The following is a 17,457-nucleotide window of genomic DNA, read 5'->3' on the forward strand; positions in this document are numbered from 1 at the left end:
TATGAATTGCATAGGGGTGTATTGAAAAAATTCTCAATAAAACGTTGTCTGCATTATTTTTTTTGTATAGAGGTTGTAACATCATGATTTTCATGCAATTAAAAAGTAAATAAAATTTGAAGAAGAGAAATATGCCAGAAATTTGATATGTTTTTTTTAAAAATATTCAATTTCGTTAATCTAAGGTTAAAAAAATGTTAAAAATAGTTAAACCAAAACCAGAAAAATTAACCTTTTTTAACTCAGATGACACGCTTTAAAGCCCTATGAATAATGGGAAAATTAAAATAGTTTTTAGAAATTTTTTTTATTTACAAAAAAAAATTAACTTTTTTGTCTCAAATTGAGAAATAAACAAAAACTATATTGTATGAAAAAACAAATTGTTAGTTTAATCAGTCTCTCAATGGTTCTTTCAGCTGCTGTTTTACAGGGGCAAGAAAAAAGAGATTCTCTTAAAGAAAAAGCTATTGAAGAGGTTGTTTTAGTTAATGTAGGTTATGGTACGCAGAAAAAAAGCGTAGTTACAGGAGCTATTTCTAAGGTTACATCTAAGGACTTAGAAAAAGTTCCTAATGGTAGTGTAGGTCAGATGTTACAAGGTAGAACGTCAGGGCTTACCATTGCAAGTAATTCAGGAGCACCTGGTGCAGTGGCTACCATCAGAGTAAGAGGTATTACTACTTTTGCAGGAGCAAATGATCCTTTATTTGTAGTAGACGGAGTGCAAATGGATAATCCTCAGGATGTAGCTGCTATCAATCAAGCAGATATAGAATCTATGGAGGTTTTAAAAGATGCGGCTTCTGCGGCTATTTATGGGGTTACTGCAGCAAAAGGGGTAGTAATCATCACGACTAAAAAAGGTAGAAAAGGTAAAATGTCACTTAACTATAATGGTTATGTAAGTGCTTCATCTCCTTCTAAAGTAATTAAGGTTCTTAATGCAACAGAATTTGCAACGCTTATCAACGAAAGAACAGTTGCAGGTGGAGGAAACATAGTTTTCCCAGATTTATCTATCTTAGGTTTAGGAACAGACTGGCAAAAACAAGTCTTTAACACTGCTGCTATGGGTAATAACCATGAAGTGAGCATTAGTGGTGCTAATGACAAGTCTGATTACTTCTTATCTTTTGGTTTACAAGACCAAGAAGGTATCGTAGCGAGTGATATTTCTAAATTTAATAAGAAAACAGTTAGAATCAATTCTAATCATAAAGTAAATGACTTCTTAACCGTAGGGGAAAGCTTCTTCTATACCTATAGAAAAAGTGTAGGAATTGGTAATGAAAATAACGAATTTGGAGGGGTATTAAGTGATGCTATCATGTTTGACCCAACTATTCCTGTAATTGAAACAGATCCAATTAGACTTACTCAGGCTCCTTACAATGCATCTAATTATATTCTTAGAGATCCTAGTGGAAACCCTTATGGCATGTCACTTATTTCTACTCAAGAAATTGTAAACCCTGTAGCTTTCATTAAAACAAGACTTGGAAACTACGGATGGTCAGACGTATTTATTGGTAATGCTTATGCAGAAGCAAAATTATTAGACGGATTAAAATTTAGATCAACTGTTGGAGGGAAAAAAGCTTATTGGGGAGACCAAAACTTTAACCCTCTTTATTATTTAAATGCAGCGACCAATAACTTAGGTAAAAATGCATTGACTAGAAATTCATCTCAAGCTTTTGACTGGAATGTAGAAAATACATTAACATATAACAAAAAATTCGGTGAACATAGCTTGAACGTATTATTAGGTCAAGGTGCTTACGTTTACGGAATTGGAAACTCTATAGGAGTAGTTCATACCAGCCTCCCTACCAATAACTGGTACGAAGCTACTTTTAATATGGAGATTCCTGATACTGAAAAAGACGGGTATACTTACAATTATACTCCTAAGAAAAGAACTTCTTTATTCGGAAGAATTAATTATGACTACAAAGAAAAATATCTATTAACAGGTATCGTAAGAAGAGATGGTTCTTCATTATTTGGTCCAAATAAGAAATATGGTATTTTCCCTTCAGTTTCTGCAGGTTGGGTAGTTTCTAAAGAAGATTTCTGGAGTTCAAGTGTAATTAATAACTTAAAATTAAGAGCTGGTTACGGAGTTAATGGTAACGATGGTACCCTTCAACCAAACCAATATGAATCATTAGTGATTGGGGGTTTTAACTATTATGTAGGAAATGCTATTATTGTAGGAAATGCTCCAGAAACATTAGAAAACCGTGATTTGCATTGGGAAGAAACGATCCAGACAAACGTAGGGGTAGAAACAAGATTATTTAATGATTTCAGCTTCACTGCAGAATACTATAAAAAAAGAACAGAAGGAATCTTAGGTCAAGTAAGAATTCCTGGTTATGTAGGGGTTTCTGCTAACCCATTTGCTAACATAGCAGATATGGATAACGAAGGTTTTGAATTAGAACTAGGTTACAGAAAAAAATTAGGAGATTTTAATCTTTCCATCAATGGTAATTTTACTACCCTTAAAAACGTAGTAACTTCTACTGGAGATGTAGAATATTTCGAACTAGGTTCTTTCCAATCATTGGATAGAGGAGTTACCAGAGTAATGAAAGGAGAAGCTTATGGTACTTTCTTCGGTCTTAAAACAGCGGGAATTTTCCAGAATTGGGACGAAGTAAATGCATATAAAAATACTGCTGGAGGGCTTTTACAACCAAATGCACAACCTGGTGATTTCAGATGGACAGACGCTAACAATGATGGTGTTATTAATGATAAAGACGTAGTAAAATTAGGAGGTTCATTACCTAAATATACTTTCGGAGCAACTTTAAACCTTGATTATAAGAATTTTGATTTCAGTGTAATGTTCCAAGGAGCAGCAGGAAATAAAATTTTCCAAGGATTAAGAAGATTAGACGTAGGAAATGCTAACTATCAGTCAGTGGCATTATCTAGATGGACAGGAGAAGGAACTTCTAATGATTATCCTAGATTAACTAGTGATGACCAAAACGGTAACTTTACTAAAATGTCTGATTTCTATTTAGAAAATGGAGATTATCTAAGACTTAAATTAGCTTCTTTAGGTTATACCATACCAAGTGATGTAGTAAAAACTATAGGTGCAGAAAAAGTAAGACTATACGTTACTGGATCTAACTTAGTAACATTTACTAAATATACAGGATACGATCCAGAAATTGGAGGTGGTGTTTTTGGTATAGATAAAGGTTTTTATCCACAGCCTAGAACGTTTTTATTTGGGCTTAATGTTCAATTTTAAAAAATTAATATTATGAAATTAAATATAAAAAATCTAATTATCTTGGCTACTGCATCAGTATCTTTTGTTGCTTGTTCTGAAGATTTTTTAACTGTTCCGGCAGAAGGTAAAGCTTTGACAGGTAATTACTATAAAAACGAAGCAGAAGCATTTTCTGGATTAGTGGCTACTTATGATGTTATGAAGAAAAACTCAGGGGGCTTCGAAAACATGATAGCTATGCTAAATGCTGGTTCAGATGACCACTTTGCAGGTGGCGGTGGTGATAGTGACGGTAGAGGTATCCAAAGTTTCTCTAACTATTCTCAAGATGGTTATACTATTCCTCAAAGTTTTTGGAATGACCATTTCCAAGGAGTTTTTAGAGCAAATATTATTCTTCAGAAAGTTCCATCTACCACAATGGATGCGAATGTGAAGAAAAGATTCGTAGCAGAAGCAAAAGCACTTAGAGCATTATACTATTTTAATTTAGTAAGAATGTTTAAAAACGTGCCTCTTTTTACAGAACCAGTAGTACCTGCTGATATATATAATGTTAAGCAAGCAAAACCAGAAGAAGTTTATACTCAGATAGAAAAAGACTTAACCGAAGCAATTACAGATTTACCAGCTACTATACCAGCTACAGAAAACGGTAGAGTAACAAAAGGAGCTGCTAAAGCATTACTAGGAAAAGTTTATTTATATGAAGGTAAAAATTCATTAGCTGCAGCACAATTAGCAGAAGTAAATGGAACCCCTGGCGGAACTAGCCAATTCGGGTATAAGTTACTTGCTAATTTTAATGATTTATGGGTAGTAAATAATAAATTTAACACAGAATCTATTTTGGAAGCAGTACACACTAACCAAGGAAACTCATATTGGGGAATCTGGGGAAGTGGAAAAGACGAAGGAAACTCTCTAAACGTAATGGTGGGACCTAGAAACTATGTAAGAAAAGACAATAGTGCGCCAGATTTACCATCAGGATGGAGTTTTAGTGTATTTACTCAAGAGTTTTATGACTTCATGAAAAATGACCCAAGATTAGACGCTACTGTTTTAGACCTTAAAACTTTAAAAGCAGAAGGAAAAGCAGATTACGCTCCAGGTTATAAAGATACAGGGTATTTCTTGAATAAATTTATCCCTAGAATGGCAGATGTAACTACAGGATTAGGAGATGCTGTATTAAACTATCAACAAGATACTTACATCATCAGACTAGCAGATACTTACCTAATGGAAGCAGAAGCACTAGGAGGAACGGGAGCTAGAGCACAAGCATTACTTAATGCGGTAAGAGCAAGAGTAGGTTTATCTCCAGTAGCAGTTTCTATGGCAGCAATCAAAGCAGAAAGAAGAAGAGAGTTAGCAGGAGAAGGACATAGATTCTTTGACTTAGTAAGATGGGGAGATGCTGCTACAGCATTAGCAAGCAGAGGATTTAAAGCAGGAAAAAATGAAATTTTCCCTATTCCTTATGCAGAGCTTATTAATACTAAACTCGTTCAAAATCCTGGCTATTAAAATTAAAACTATGAGAAATTTTAAAATATTTTTTGGTTCACTATTTCTAATGCTTTTTATGATAAGCTGTGATATAGAAGGAATCAACAATGATACCCCTGATTTAACTTCAATCAGTGCAGATAACCTTAATAAGGTCATTGATATCAGCAAAGATAACTCAGGAAGAGTAAAAATTACCCCAACTGGTGAAGGGGTTGCAAAATTCTTAGTAGAATTCGGTCATGGAACTGGTGCAGCTGCTTCGGCAGTGGTTTTACCAGGAAGCAGTGTTACTCATGTATATCCAGAAGGTAATTATACTGTAAGTATTACTACTTATGATATGGCAGGTAATCAAACCAAGAAAACCTATCCATTTACCATCACTTATGTTGCACCTACTGATTTAGAAATCAATTCTAATTTGGCGGCATATACTCTAAATTTAGGAGCTAAAGCAAAATATGCAGCTGGTGGTTTCTTAGTATATTTCGGAGATGTTGCAAATGAAGTGGGAACCAAAGTACAAGGTACTTTAAACAGTACTACTGGAGAATACTCTTTTGCAGATGTTACACATACTTATGCTAGAGGTGGTAATTATACTATTAGGGTAGTAGCATTAAGTGGAGGTGCCGCTTTCACTACCAGTACTACTACTATTACAATCTTTGATCCTTATACTTTGCCAATTACTTATGAAACTCCAGGTCAGAACTATACCATAGGAGGAACATTTGGTGGTGTGAATGTAGGCGTGGTAGACAACCCATTCCCAGGAGGAATCAATACTTCTTCTAAAGTATGGCAATATACCAAAACAGTAGGAGCAGCAACTTGGAGCGGTACTTGGACACCAATGTCTTCCCCTAATTCTGTGCCAATTAATATTGACAATGGAGGTAAGATTAAAGTAATGATATACTCTACAGAAGCAGGTAAAAGTTTAAATGTAGAATTAGAACAAGCAACTACAGGAATTTCTAACCAAGTACTTAAAGTTGCTACTACAGTAGCTAATCAGTGGGAAGAATTAACCTTTGATTTTGGCGCACTAGGAACTATTCCTGCAGGAACAGAATTTAAGCAATTAGTGTTTAGATATAATGATTCAGCAGATGGTGCAGGAGAAGTAATCTATATAGATAACGTAAGACAAACAAATTAATATAAACCATGAATAAGAAAATTTCAATTATATTAGGGTTATTCTTCATTTTTACAGCAATTTTTACAGCTTGTAAAGAAGAAGAGTATTCAATGGGAGACCTAACCAAGCCAAGTAACTTGGTTATCACCGCCACTTTAGCAGGACAAAACACTGCTAATCCTTATGGTGATGGATCTGGTGTAGTAAATATTGTGGCTAAAGCAAATAATGCTCTAGCTTATAAGATAGGGTATTCAGTAATTTCTAAATTAGACAATAACCTAGAACTTATCCCTGTTACCAATACTGCACAAGGTTTAAAAGTGGTTAAAAAATTCACTGAACAAGGAGAAGTTGCTTACAGAATTACAGTAATCGCTTATGGTAAAGGAGGTACTTCTACAGTAGCTACTAAAGATGTAACTGTAAAATATGTATACGAAGCAGATCCTACTATTGTAACAAATCTTACTGCTAATTCTTCTAAAACTTGGAAAGTAGATCAGAGTGTAGCAGGTCATTTTGGAGTAGGACCATGGTCTACTACTTCTTTAACACCTGAATGGTGGGCTGCTGCTGTAAACGAAAAAGTAGCTTGCTGTAACTGTTTCTATACAGCTAGATTTACATTTAAACAACTTGACAAGTATAATTTTACTTTACAGATGTCTACCCCAGATGGAGCATTTACCAAAACAGGTAGCTTAGCATCTGTACAAGGAATTCCAGCATCTGGAGACGAAGGTTGCTATAGCTATGGAGGTGGAGCTTCTGTATTTAAATTTATGGATGCTACTTCTGGAATCGTAGGAACAACAGAAAACCCTACAACAGGGACAAGTATCGTTTTAGAAGGTAATAACACATACATTGGTTACGGATCTTTGAAAAAAGAATACGAAATCATGCAAATTACACCAGACTATATGTACTTAAGAGTACAAGGTACAGAAACTGGAAATGCTTGGTATATCAAGTTAGTTCCAGCTTTATAAAACAATTAGTTTCTTTAAAAAAATCACAGAGTTTAATTACTCTGTGATTTTTAACAATTGAATATCTATGAAAAATTATAAATTTTTACTCATAATTTCCATTTTTTCATTTCTATTTTTTAGCTGTGGAGGGAGTGGTTCTGGCTCATCAGACCCAGTAGTTACAACACCTACTAATTTAGTTATTAATAAATTAGTAGTGGGATCATCTACCACCATGCCAAATGGAGATGGAACAGGTGTAGTAAATTTTACTGTTTCTGCAAATAATGCAAAAGAATATAAAATGTCTGTAAACGGAGAAATTCTTACTTCTACTACAGGTAGTTTTACATATACATTTAAGCAGTCAGGGACTAATGAACATACTGTTTATGTTTCTGCATATAATGGAGATAAATTCATTTCAAGTAGTACAACGGTAACCGTTTATGTAATTCCAAAAGCAGTTTGGTTCGATGAATTTAGTGTAGATGGTGCTCCAGATTCTTCTAAATGGGGGTATGACCTAGGCAATAATAATGGCTGGGGAAATAATGAAGCACAATACTATACCAATGGAACTCAAAATGCCGTAGTAAGTAATGGAACTCTTAAAATTAATTTAATCAAAGAGGCATACCAAGGTTATAACTATACCTCAGCAAGACTTATTTCTAAAGGGAAATATTCTATGAAATATGGAAAAGTAGAAATTAGAGCAAAAATTCCATCTGGTGGCGGAACATGGCCTGCACTTTGGATGCTAGGAGACAATATTGATTCTGTTGGCTGGCCAGCTTGTGGAGAAATAGACATCATGGAGCATGTAGGCAACCAGTTAAATAAAATTTATGGAACTCTTCATTATCCAGGACGTTCTGGAGGAAATGCAGATGGAGCTACGATAATGATTTCTAATGCTACTACAGAATTTCACATTTACAGCATGGAATGGAATGCAAGTACCATAAAAATTTATGTAGATAATCAATTATTCTTTACTTATAATAATAACGCAAATTCACCTTTTAATCAAAACTTCTTCATCATCATGAATGTTGCGATGGGAGGTAATTTCGGAGGTGTCATTGATCCTAATGTGACCAATGCAACAATGGAAGTAGATTATATTCGGGTTTATCAATAAAATTTAAATCCATGTTTTTAAAAAAATCATATCTATTCATATGGGCCTTGGCAGGTATGAGTATAATTTCGTATTGCTCTAGAAGTACTACTTCACCTACACCAGAACCACCAAAACCTATTCCTACTAATGATATAGAAGTATGGCTCACCAAAGGAGATCAATCAGTAAAATTACAGAAACAAAATACCATTCTTAGTTTTACCGCAAACTCTAATTCATATCAAAACATTCAGATAGACGAAACCCAAACATACCAAACAGTTGATGGATTCGGTTATACCTTAACAGGAGGTAGTGTAGAAGTTATTAATAGTCTTACTGCTGCTAGAAAACAAGAACTCTTACAAGAACTCTTTGGCAGTAACGCTAATTCTATTTCTATAAGCTATCTTAGATTAAGTATAGGAGCATCTGACCTTAATAGCAGTGTATTTTCTTACAATGATCTTCCTGCTGGAGAAACAGATCCTACGCTTTCTAAATTCAGTTTAGAAAAAGACCGTCCTTTAATTGATATGTTAAAACAAATTCTTGCCATAAATCCTAATATTAAAATCATGGCAACTCCTTGGTCTGCTCCACTTTGGATGAAAGATAACGGGAATTCTATGGGAGGAAGTCTAAAACCAGAATATTACGGTGTATATGCACAATATTTTGTGAAATACATCACCGCTATGAAAAATGAAGGCATTACCATAGATGCAATTACTCCACAAAATGAACCATTAAATGGTAACAATAATCCTAGTATGGTGATGGCTGAAGGTCAGCAAGCAGAGTTTATAAAAAAACATCTAGGACCAGCTTTTAGAAATGCCAATATTACTACTAAAATTGTAGCCTTTGACCATAACTGTGATACACCATATTATCCAATTGCAGTTTTGTCAGATAAAGATGCAAATCCATATATTGATGGAACCGCTTTTCACCTGTATGGAGGTTTTATTACAGCTCTTGGAGACATAAAAGCTACTTTTCCTACTAAAAATATATATTTTACAGAACAGTGGACTTCTTCAACTGGAGACTTTGGAGGAGATTTAAAATGGCATTTGAAAAATATAATTATAGGCTCTATGAGAAACTGGAGTAAAACCGCTTTAGAATGGAACTTAGCCAATAATTCTCAGTTTAAACCTCATACAGAAGGGGGATGCTATATGTGTAAAGGAGCAATTACCATAAACTCTTCAGAAAACTTCGAAAGAAACGTAGGGTATTATATCATTGCTCATGCTTCTAAGTTTGTTCCACAGAATTCTGTTAGAATTGCGAGTACTCAATCAGGAAACCTTAATAATGTAGCTTTCAAGAGAGCCGATGGTAAAATTGTTTTGATTGTAGAAAATGATGGTGGCACACCAGAAACATTCAACATTAAAATCAATGGTAAAATTGCAACTACATCTCTAGATGCAGGAGCAGTAGCTACATATATTTTCTAATTTTTTTAAAAATAAAGAAATGAAAAACAATGCAGTTATTATGATGGCTGTTTTAGCATTCTGTGTTGGCTTTGCACAGCAAAAGAAAACACTCAAAAATGTTTCTATATACACCACTGCCAAAAACCAAACAGAAAAATTTGAACTCAGTAAAGGCAGTTTTCAGAATTTTCCTCAACCGAAGGAAACAGATATTTGCGTTTTTGTAGACCCAGATTTTAAATACCAAAAAATCACAGGAATTGGCGGAGCAATTACAGATGCTTCTGCAGAAACCTTTTATAAATTGCCTCAAGAAAAGCAAAAAGAATTTTTAGAAGCCTATTTTGGCAAAAATGGCTTACAGTATAACTTGATTAGAACCAGCATGAATTCTAGTGATTTCAGCAGTGGAAGTTATACCTATGTAGAAGAAAATGATAAGGCGCTTAAAACCTTCAATGTTCAACATGATGAGCAATATAAAATTCCGATGATTAAGGAAGCGCAAAAAATGATTGGCAAAAATTTCAAATTTTATTTCAGTCCGTGGTCTCCACCAGCTTGGATGAAAGATAACAATAATATGTTGAGAGGCGGTAAACTGAAAAAAGAATACTATCAGCCTTGGGCAAATTATTACATTAAATTCATCAAAGAATACGAGAAAAGAGGAATTCCAGTTTGGGGTCTTTCTGTACAAAACGAACCCATGGCTACACAGACTTGGGAATCTTGTATCTATACCGCCGAAGAAGAAGCAGAATTTTTAGGAAAATATCTAGGGCCTACCCTTTGGAAAAACGGTTACAAAAATAAAGAAGTCATCATTTGGGACCATAATAGAGATTTATTATACCAAAGAGCTACTACTACATTAAGTAACCCTTTGGCGAATAAATACGCTACAGGAATAGGTTTCCACTGGTATGAAACATGGACGAAATCTCAACCGCTTTTCGAGAATGTAGAAGAAACCGCAAAAGCCTTTCCTAATAAGTTTCTCATCTTCACCGAAGGTTGTGTAGAAAAATTTAAATTCGAGGAAATCTACGATTGGAGGTTGGGCGAAATTTATGGTAAAAACATGATTAATGATTTTAACAACGGAATTTCTGCTTGGACGGATTGGAACATTCTCTTAGATGAAAAAGGAGGTCCAAACCATGTAGGTAATTTCTGTTTCGCACCCATTATCGCAGACACCAGAACCGGAGAATTACATTACACTGCAGAATATTATTACATAGGACATATTTCTAAATATGTACAAATGAACGCAAGAAGACTAGGAACCGTTACCAATAGAGATTTTCTTCTCTCTACGTCATTTATGAATCCAAACGGACAAATGGTAGTAGTGGTGATGAATTCTTCTGACCGAGAAACCCAATATAATCTTTGGATAGAAGGTCAGTCTGTAAGCGTAACATCCCCTGCAAATTCTATACAAACTATAGTTATTTGATTCGTTTTTCAGACGAAGGCGCATCCTAGGATGCGCCTTTTTTTATTTATTTTTGTAATTTTATTGAACCAAACAGATTTTCAGATGAAGAAAGAAGAAGTTTCTCAGTTCTATGACCAGTTTTCCGAAAGACAAATAAAAATAGGAGTTAATGAAAGATTGATTTATTTGTTTAAAAAACTTAAAAAATTAGGACTTAATAAAAAATCTAAGATTTTAGAACTAGGTTGTGGAGTGGGAGCTTTTACCTATTTACTTTCAAAAAAAGTAGAACAAGGTTATGTAGAAGCGGTAGATTTAAGTGAAAAAAGTATAGAGAATGCACAGAAAAACATCCAAAAAAGTAACGTAAGACTTTTTGTAGGAGACGTAGTGTATTATCAACCGAAAGAAACCGATTTTGATTTCATCACGCTGTTAGATGTAATAGAGCATATTCCAGTAGAAGAACATTTTAATTTATTTAAAAATCTAAGCTCATTTATTTCAGAAAAAACACTTTTGCTTATTAATATTCCGAATCCAGAATACATTAAATATCTTCATCAGAATCTGCCAGATTCGCTTCAAGTAATAGACCAACCTATTGAGTTAACTACATTAGCAGAAAACCTCGATAAGAATGATTTAGAGATTATTTTCTTTCAGAAATATGGGATTTGGGAGCAAGAAGATTATCACCTTTTTGTAGTGAGAAAGAAACGTGAGTTTAAACTTCGTCATCTTGCTGACGAAAGAACACTAACCCAGAAAATCATTAAAAAACATCGTCAGAAAATAGACTTCATAAAATTTTCTTAACAATCAGGATTACTCATCCACAAATTCAATTTTTTTAGAAATTAAACACTATTTTTGGAGTTTCAATTATAGAAATGTCAGATATTATTCAACTTTTACCAGATCATGTTGCCAATCAGATTGCTGCAGGAGAAGTAGTGCAGAGACCTGCTTCTATTGTTAAGGAATTACTAGAAAACGCTATAGATGCTGGTGCTACTAAAATAGAACTGATTGTAGAAGAAGCGGGAAGAAATCTCATAAAAGTAGCAGATAACGGAAGCGGAATGTCTGAAACCGATGCTAGAATGGCGTTCGAAAGACACGCTACCTCTAAAATTAGAACTACAGAAGATATTTTTCATATCGCTACCAAAGGTTTTCGTGGTGAAGCATTGGCTTCTATTGCTGCGGTAGCTCAGGTAGAACTCAAAACCAAAAAACAAGACGCAGAAATAGGAACCGTTATCTACATAGAAGGCGGAGAATTACAATTTCAGGAGCCTGCACAGACCACAGAAGGTGCTGTGTTTTCGGTGAAAAATCTGTTTTTTAATGTTCCAGCGCGTAGAAAATTTCTGAAATCCAACAATATAGAATTCAGACATATCATAGATGAATTCCAAAGAGTAGCTTTGGCTCACGAAAATTTAGAGTTTTCGCTCCATCATAATGATGAGGTGATTTTTAACCTCAGAAAAGGGAGCCAAATGCAGAGAATTGTAGATATCTTCGGCAGAAAATTGCATCCACTTTTGGTTCCTATCAAAGAAGATTTAGGTTGGGTAAAACTCAATGGTTTCGTGGGAAAACCAGAAGCAGCTAAAAAATCTAGAGGCGAACAGTTTTTCTTTGTCAATGGAAGATATTTTAGAAGCCCGTACTTAAACAGAGCGGTTCAAGAAGCTTTTGAAGGACTACTGCAAAGCAATTACAGCCCTAGTTTTTTCTTGTATTTGGAACTTGACCCAGAAAAAATAGATGTCAACATACATCCGCAAAAAACAGAGGTAAAATTTGAAGATGAGAATCTCATTTTTGCATTGATTCGTTCTACGATTAAAAAATCTTTGGGAATTTATAATGTAGCGCCAAGTTTAGATTTTGAGCGAAATGAACAAATGGATTCATTTTTTCCACCAAAAGTAGATGCTGCGAAAAGTTATAACGCGCCAGGAATTCATATCGACAGAAATTTTAATCCGTTTAAAGATCAAATTCCTTCTAAAATTAATGATACTGCTATGGTAAATCTTACTGAAATGTATCAACAAGAATCATCAGCTTTGCCATCTAAAATTAACCTTTTTGATGAAGAAGATGAGGATTTAGAAGAAGATTTACTCAGACTGCCAAATGGATATTGGCTTTTCAATAAAGACCACAGAACTTTGATGCTCGATTTGGGAAGAATTCACCAAATTGTCTTAGCTGAAAACCGTAAAATTGTTTCTAAAAATAAGAAAAGTCAAAGTTTGCTGTTTTCTTTAGAGTATCATTTAAATGAAATCGAAAAAAATAAGTTTCGTTCGATAAAAAAATACTTGCCAGATTTAGGTTTTGATATAGTTCTTGCAGAAGATAATGTGCTGAGAATAAATGCAGTGCCCGAAGATGTGAAAGAATCTCAAGTAATTAAGTTTTTAGAAAATCTTTTCGAAATTTTAGAATACAAAACCGAAGAAGAATTTTTAGAAAATTATAATAATCAATGGATTAGAACCAATGCGAAATCTAAGTTTGACTTTCTATATAAAACCGAAGTGGAACAAATTTTGAAGGATTTTATTAAGCTAGGTTTCCCAGAATTTACACCAAAGGGTAACAGAACCTTTGTAGAAGTTCCTACAGAAGAATTAAAAAATAAATTTTAACACATTAAAATCAATATGTTTCAAAATATAACACCCATCACCAAAAATATTATCATCCTGAATGTGATTATTTTCATTCTATCGATGCTTATTCCGCAATCTTATCAATATCTAGCGGCTTTTTTCCCTACATCTCCTTATTTTAAATCTTGGCAGATTATTACACATATGTTTATGCATGGAGGTTTTATGCACATTGCTTTTAATATGCTTACTTTCGCGAGTTTTGGGCCAGTTTTAGAGAGGTTTTTAGGAGAAAAGAAATTTGTTATTTTATATTTTCTTTCTGGTTTAGGTGCTTTTGTGCTTTTTAATCTTTGGGAATATTATCAGTTATACAAAGATGCTCAGCCACTTATTGTAGAAGGTTTACAATTTTCGGATATTTTGAAGGGTGATTTTGGAAAATTTCCAGTAAGATTAGAAGGGAATGCACAGAATATAGTAAACATACTTTCTACACCTATGGTTGGTGCTTCTGGAGCTATTTTCGGTGTAATTGCTGCGTTTTCTTTGTTGTATCCTAACGCAGAAATGATGATTATGTTTATTCCATTTCCGATTAAAGCAAAGGTTTTATTTCCTATTGCTATTATTGTTTCTCTGTATTTAGGGTTTTCAGGAAGTGGAGGAAATATTGCACATTTTGCACATATTGGCGGCGCTTTAGTGGGGTATATTTTAGTGAAAATTTGGGGTAGAAACAGATATAGAATTAATTAATCAGTGGGGATTTTCAGAAGTATTTTTACCGTTGCTCATGTAGTAATTGTATTGCTTTTAGGAGCAACAATGCTTAATGCTTATATCCCACCAAAAGTATTTTCTCTACTCAATTTATTATCATTGGCATTTCCTATTTTAATGATTGCCAATTTGTTACTCTGTTTTTTCTGGATATTTTCTTGGCGTAAAAGAGCTTTTATTTTTCTGCTGATTTCTACATTATTTTTAACCCCTGTAAGAAGATGGATTAATTATTCTGAACAGAAAAATGTAAAGGAAGATTTTAAAGTCCTCACGTTTAATAATAAAGTAAATGAATACGGAAAAGAAGAGGTGGAAAGTTATATTAATTCTTTCGAGGCAGATTTTGTTTTTCTACAAGAAGCGGGCTATTCTCAATCGGGAAATCCTATTCTAGGAGAAATGAAATATTCTTTTCACAATCCTATCATCAGTTTTTATTCTAAATATGAAATTATAGAAAAAGGACCTATTGCTTTTGTGAATAATGGAGATGCCATCTATGCAGATGTAATAGTCAAGGGAAAAAGAATACGCTTTGTAAATGTTTATTTAGAACCATTTCAGCTGCATAAATCTATGGTAAAACCTACAGATGATTTAGAGGAGAACGGAGCCAAAGCCAAAAGTCTCGTGCGTAGATTTATTCCGGTTTTTAAAACACACGAAGAGCAAGTACAAATTTTGAAAAATTTTGTAAAAAAGTCTCCTTATCCTGTTATCTTGGCTGGAGATTTTAACTCGGTTCCTAATTCATATGAGTATTATACCATTTCAGAAGTTTTGAAAGACTGTTTTTTAGAGTCAGGTACAGGCCTTGCCACCAGTTTTCATGATTATAAAATTCCTATCAGAATAGATTATGTATTTTCTTCGGAGAATTTGAAATCAACCTATTACAAAGTAGACCGGAACCAAAAATTATCAGACCATTATCCTGTTTTAGTGAAATTTAATTTAAAGGATTAAGAATATGAAGAAAATAGCCTTTTTATTAGCCAGTTTTATATTGCTTTCTTGTTGGAAAAACAACAAAGAGGGAGAACAATATTACGCAGAAGATAATTCTCCTATTGATACAACTTTGGTAGATTCTGTAGTGGGGCAAACTTCTTTTTCGGTAGTGAATTCTGCTATAGAAGATGCTAAAAAAGCACCTGTTTTAAAACAAGATACTGCTAAAACTCCCGAACAGAAATTAGCCGAAGAAAAGAAAAAAATAGAACAAAAAAAGAAATCTGAATTAGAGAAAAAAATAGCGGAGCAAAGCGCTGCTAAAAATGCAGAAAAAGAAAAAGCTCAGCAAGAAAAAAAAGTAGATGAATTAATTACTTCAGAAAAAGAATAGTTCTTTTCTGTAATTTTTAGTTCTTTAAAAAACAAAAAGTCTCATAAAATGAGACTTTTTTTGATGTGATGTGAAAATATTAACCCTAAATTTTATTTTAGATATATGATTTTATTGAAGGTGTTATCGCCTTTTTCTACACTGATTATGTAAGCATCTGCATTTTCTGGGTTTAAATCAAATTGTACAATCAGTTCTCCATTGTTTGGAGCTAGGGTTTGGTTATAATAAACAGTATTTGTTAAATCTTGAACAGAAACTGTTACTCCATCAGTTAATTTAGGCATCAAAAGTTTTACATGATTACCTTCGATGGTGTATTCTGGCTTGAAAATTTCTGAAACAGGTGTTTTCTCTATTGAAGCATTGTTTTTGTCAATAGTAATTTTATATTTTTCGATTTTAGAATCAGATTCTGCTACTAGATAATAATTTCCAGCAGGGAAATTTTTAAAATCATACGTTCTAGAAACCTCATCATATTTTTTCACTTTTTCAGCAAAAAGTTCTCCTTTCTTGTCATTGTAAACATATAGCGCTACATTCTTTGCATTCGTCATTTGAAAGCTTAGTTTTTTTGCACTGATGTTGTCAATAGAGATGGAAAAATCTTTGTCATTGGCCATTACATTAGCCGAAATAAATAGAAATCCTATAAGGAAGCTGAATTTTAATAAATTTTTCATAATGATAATTGTTAGTGTGTTAGTCAATTAAGTACAATGCAAATCTAGACCTGAAATTTGGGTTATTTTACAAGATAATTTTCTTATATATGTTCTATTTTAACATTAATACAAAATTAACATTAATTTAAAGATAAAATAGTATATTTGTTTCTCGAAATACAACAAAATGAAGCAGTCAAGTCCTACATATGAAGCAGTTAACCCCAATATTGGAAGTAGTTTTTCTTGTTTCAAATTCCTTCAAAATGAAAATTTAAAATCTAATTTTTGGCACTACCACCCAGAAATAGAATTGGTTTTTGTAGGTGGAGGTTCAGGAAAAAGACAAATTGGTAGCACCATTTCTTATTTTACTAAGGGAGATTTGGTTTTAATAGGCAGTAATTTGCCGCATTGTGGTTTAACCAATGAAAATACCAGAAATGAGTACGAAATTGTAGTTCAGTTTTTGCCAGATTTTTTAGGAGCTCATATTTGGAAAACACCTGAAATGAAGAAGATTACGAATTTATTAGATGCTTCAAAAGGTGGAATTGTGTTTGGTGAATCTGTTAAAAAATTTTTAGAAAGTAAAATTTTAGAAATGTATGAGGCGACTTCATTAGACAAATTGATTAAATTTTTAGACATTTTAAATGTTCTTGCCAATACCGATGATTTCAAAATTTTAAATGCTGGAAATTTCTATATCCAAACTCAAGTGGAAGATAATGAGAGAATTAACCTCATTTTCAATCACGTAAAAAATAAATTCAAAGAGCAAATTACTTTAGAAGAGGTAGCAAATCTCGCCAATATGACGGAGCCTTCCTTTTGCAGATATTTTAAAAAAATTACCAATAAAACGTTTACACAGTTTGTGAATGAATATCGCATCATTCATTCTATGAAGTTATTGGCGGAGAAGCCTTTGAGCATTAACGAGATATGTTATGAAAGCGGATTTAATAACTTTAGTTATTTCAATAAAACCTTTAAAGAATATACGCAGAAAAGCCCATCTCAATACCGAAAAGAGTTTAAAAATATTATTGAATAATAACTTTTAGAAGCAATAAAAAACTCCC

General features: G+C 33.4%; 14 protein-coding genes. 13 read left to right on the forward strand and 1 reads right to left on the reverse strand.

Annotated elements, in window-relative coordinates:
• Positions 1-370: 370 nt before the first annotated feature.
• From N7277_RS03495 to N7277_RS03550, 12 genes are all read left to right on the forward strand, one after another.
• Positions 371-3,280 (forward strand): SusC/RagA family TonB-linked outer membrane protein, encoded by a 2,910-nt coding sequence (locus N7277_RS03495; RefSeq protein WP_274780361.1) that lies wholly within the window; start codon positions 371-373, stop codon positions 3,278-3,280.
• Positions 3,281-3,292: 12 nt separating this feature from the next.
• Entirely contained in the window at positions 3,293-4,795 is a 1,503-nt protein-coding gene (locus tag N7277_RS03500) for a RagB/SusD family nutrient uptake outer membrane protein (RefSeq protein WP_274780362.1), read from the forward strand.
• 10 nt (positions 4,796-4,805) lie between these two features.
• Positions 4,806-5,945, forward strand: a complete 1,140-nt coding sequence (locus N7277_RS03505; protein ID WP_274780363.1) for a hypothetical protein — start codon at positions 4,806-4,808, stop codon at positions 5,943-5,945.
• 8 nt (positions 5,946-5,953) lie between these two features.
• Positions 5,954-6,922, forward strand: coding sequence for a hypothetical protein (locus N7277_RS03510; protein WP_274780364.1), 969 nt, complete (start codon positions 5,954-5,956; stop codon positions 6,920-6,922).
• Between the two features lie 67 nt (positions 6,923-6,989).
• On the forward strand, positions 6,990-8,051 hold the full coding sequence (locus N7277_RS03515) for a glycoside hydrolase family 16 protein (protein ID WP_274780365.1): 1,062 nt from the start codon (positions 6,990-6,992) through the stop codon (positions 8,049-8,051).
• An 11-nt stretch (positions 8,052-8,062) separates the two neighbouring features.
• Positions 8,063-9,505, forward strand: a complete 1,443-nt coding sequence (locus N7277_RS03520) for a glycoside hydrolase family 30 protein (protein WP_274780366.1) — start codon at positions 8,063-8,065, stop codon at positions 9,503-9,505.
• A gap of 19 nt (positions 9,506-9,524) precedes the next feature.
• A complete protein-coding gene (locus N7277_RS03525; RefSeq protein WP_274780367.1) occupies positions 9,525-10,952 on the forward strand; it encodes a glycoside hydrolase family 30 protein in 1,428 nt (475 codons plus the stop codon).
• An 84-nt stretch (positions 10,953-11,036) separates the two neighbouring features.
• Complete coding sequence (locus tag N7277_RS03530) at positions 11,037-11,753, forward strand: class I SAM-dependent methyltransferase (protein WP_274780368.1); 717 nt, start codon at positions 11,037-11,039, stop codon at positions 11,751-11,753.
• Positions 11,754-11,827: 74 nt separating this feature from the next.
• Positions 11,828-13,606, forward strand: a complete 1,779-nt coding sequence (mutL, locus tag N7277_RS03535; RefSeq protein WP_274780369.1) for a DNA mismatch repair endonuclease MutL — start codon at positions 11,828-11,830, stop codon at positions 13,604-13,606.
• A gap of 15 nt (positions 13,607-13,621) precedes the next feature.
• On the forward strand, positions 13,622-14,329 hold the full coding sequence (locus tag N7277_RS03540; RefSeq protein WP_274780370.1) for a rhomboid family intramembrane serine protease: 708 nt from the start codon (positions 13,622-13,624) through the stop codon (positions 14,327-14,329).
• Between the two features lie 3 nt (positions 14,330-14,332).
• Positions 14,333-15,322: an endonuclease/exonuclease/phosphatase family protein gene (locus N7277_RS03545; protein WP_274780371.1), complete on the forward strand. Its 990-nt coding sequence runs from the start codon at positions 14,333-14,335 to the stop codon at positions 15,320-15,322.
• A gap of 4 nt (positions 15,323-15,326) precedes the next feature.
• Entirely contained in the window at positions 15,327-15,701 is a 375-nt protein-coding gene (locus N7277_RS03550; protein WP_274780372.1) for a hypothetical protein, read from the forward strand.
• Positions 15,702-15,793: 92 nt separating this feature from the next.
• Here the strand turns inward: N7277_RS03550 and N7277_RS03555 are convergent, their stop codons facing one another.
• Positions 15,794-16,387, reverse strand: a complete 594-nt coding sequence (locus tag N7277_RS03555; protein ID WP_274780373.1) for a hypothetical protein — start codon at positions 16,385-16,387, stop codon at positions 15,794-15,796.
• A gap of 169 nt (positions 16,388-16,556) precedes the next feature.
• Here N7277_RS03555 and N7277_RS03560 point away from each other — a divergent pair, with 169 nt between their 5' ends.
• Positions 16,557-17,429: an AraC family transcriptional regulator gene (locus N7277_RS03560; protein WP_274780374.1), complete on the forward strand. Its 873-nt coding sequence runs from the start codon at positions 16,557-16,559 to the stop codon at positions 17,427-17,429.
• The last annotated feature ends 28 nt before the right edge of the window (positions 17,430-17,457 follow it).

This window comes from Cloacibacterium sp. TD35 (genome assembly GCF_028864635.1).
GTDB lineage: Bacteria > Bacteroidota > Bacteroidia > Flavobacteriales > Weeksellaceae > Cloacibacterium.

Coding starts and splice junctions, on each gene's coding strand:
- N7277_RS03495 (WP_274780361.1), top strand. CDS start 371: ATGAAAAAACAAATTGTTAGTTTAATCAGTCTCTCAATGGTTCTTTCA.
- N7277_RS03500 (WP_274780362.1), top strand. CDS start 3,293: ATGAAATTAAATATAAAAAATCTAATTATCTTGGCTACTGCATCAGTA.
- N7277_RS03505 (WP_274780363.1), top strand. CDS start 4,806: ATGAGAAATTTTAAAATATTTTTTGGTTCACTATTTCTAATGCTTTTT.
- N7277_RS03510 (WP_274780364.1), top strand. CDS start 5,954: ATGAATAAGAAAATTTCAATTATATTAGGGTTATTCTTCATTTTTACA.
- N7277_RS03515 (WP_274780365.1), top strand. CDS start 6,990: ATGAAAAATTATAAATTTTTACTCATAATTTCCATTTTTTCATTTCTA.
- N7277_RS03520 (WP_274780366.1), top strand. CDS start 8,063: ATGTTTTTAAAAAAATCATATCTATTCATATGGGCCTTGGCAGGTATG.
- N7277_RS03525 (WP_274780367.1), top strand. CDS start 9,525: ATGAAAAACAATGCAGTTATTATGATGGCTGTTTTAGCATTCTGTGTT.
- N7277_RS03530 (WP_274780368.1), top strand. CDS start 11,037: ATGAAGAAAGAAGAAGTTTCTCAGTTCTATGACCAGTTTTCCGAAAGA.
- mutL (WP_274780369.1), top strand. CDS start 11,828: ATGTCAGATATTATTCAACTTTTACCAGATCATGTTGCCAATCAGATT.
- N7277_RS03540 (WP_274780370.1), top strand. CDS start 13,622: ATGTTTCAAAATATAACACCCATCACCAAAAATATTATCATCCTGAAT.
- N7277_RS03550 (WP_274780372.1), top strand. CDS start 15,327: ATGAAGAAAATAGCCTTTTTATTAGCCAGTTTTATATTGCTTTCTTGT.
- N7277_RS03555 (WP_274780373.1), bottom strand. CDS start 16,387: ATGAAAAATTTATTAAAATTCAGCTTCCTTATAGGATTTCTATTTATT.
- N7277_RS03560 (WP_274780374.1), top strand. CDS start 16,557: ATGAAGCAGTCAAGTCCTACATATGAAGCAGTTAACCCCAATATTGGA.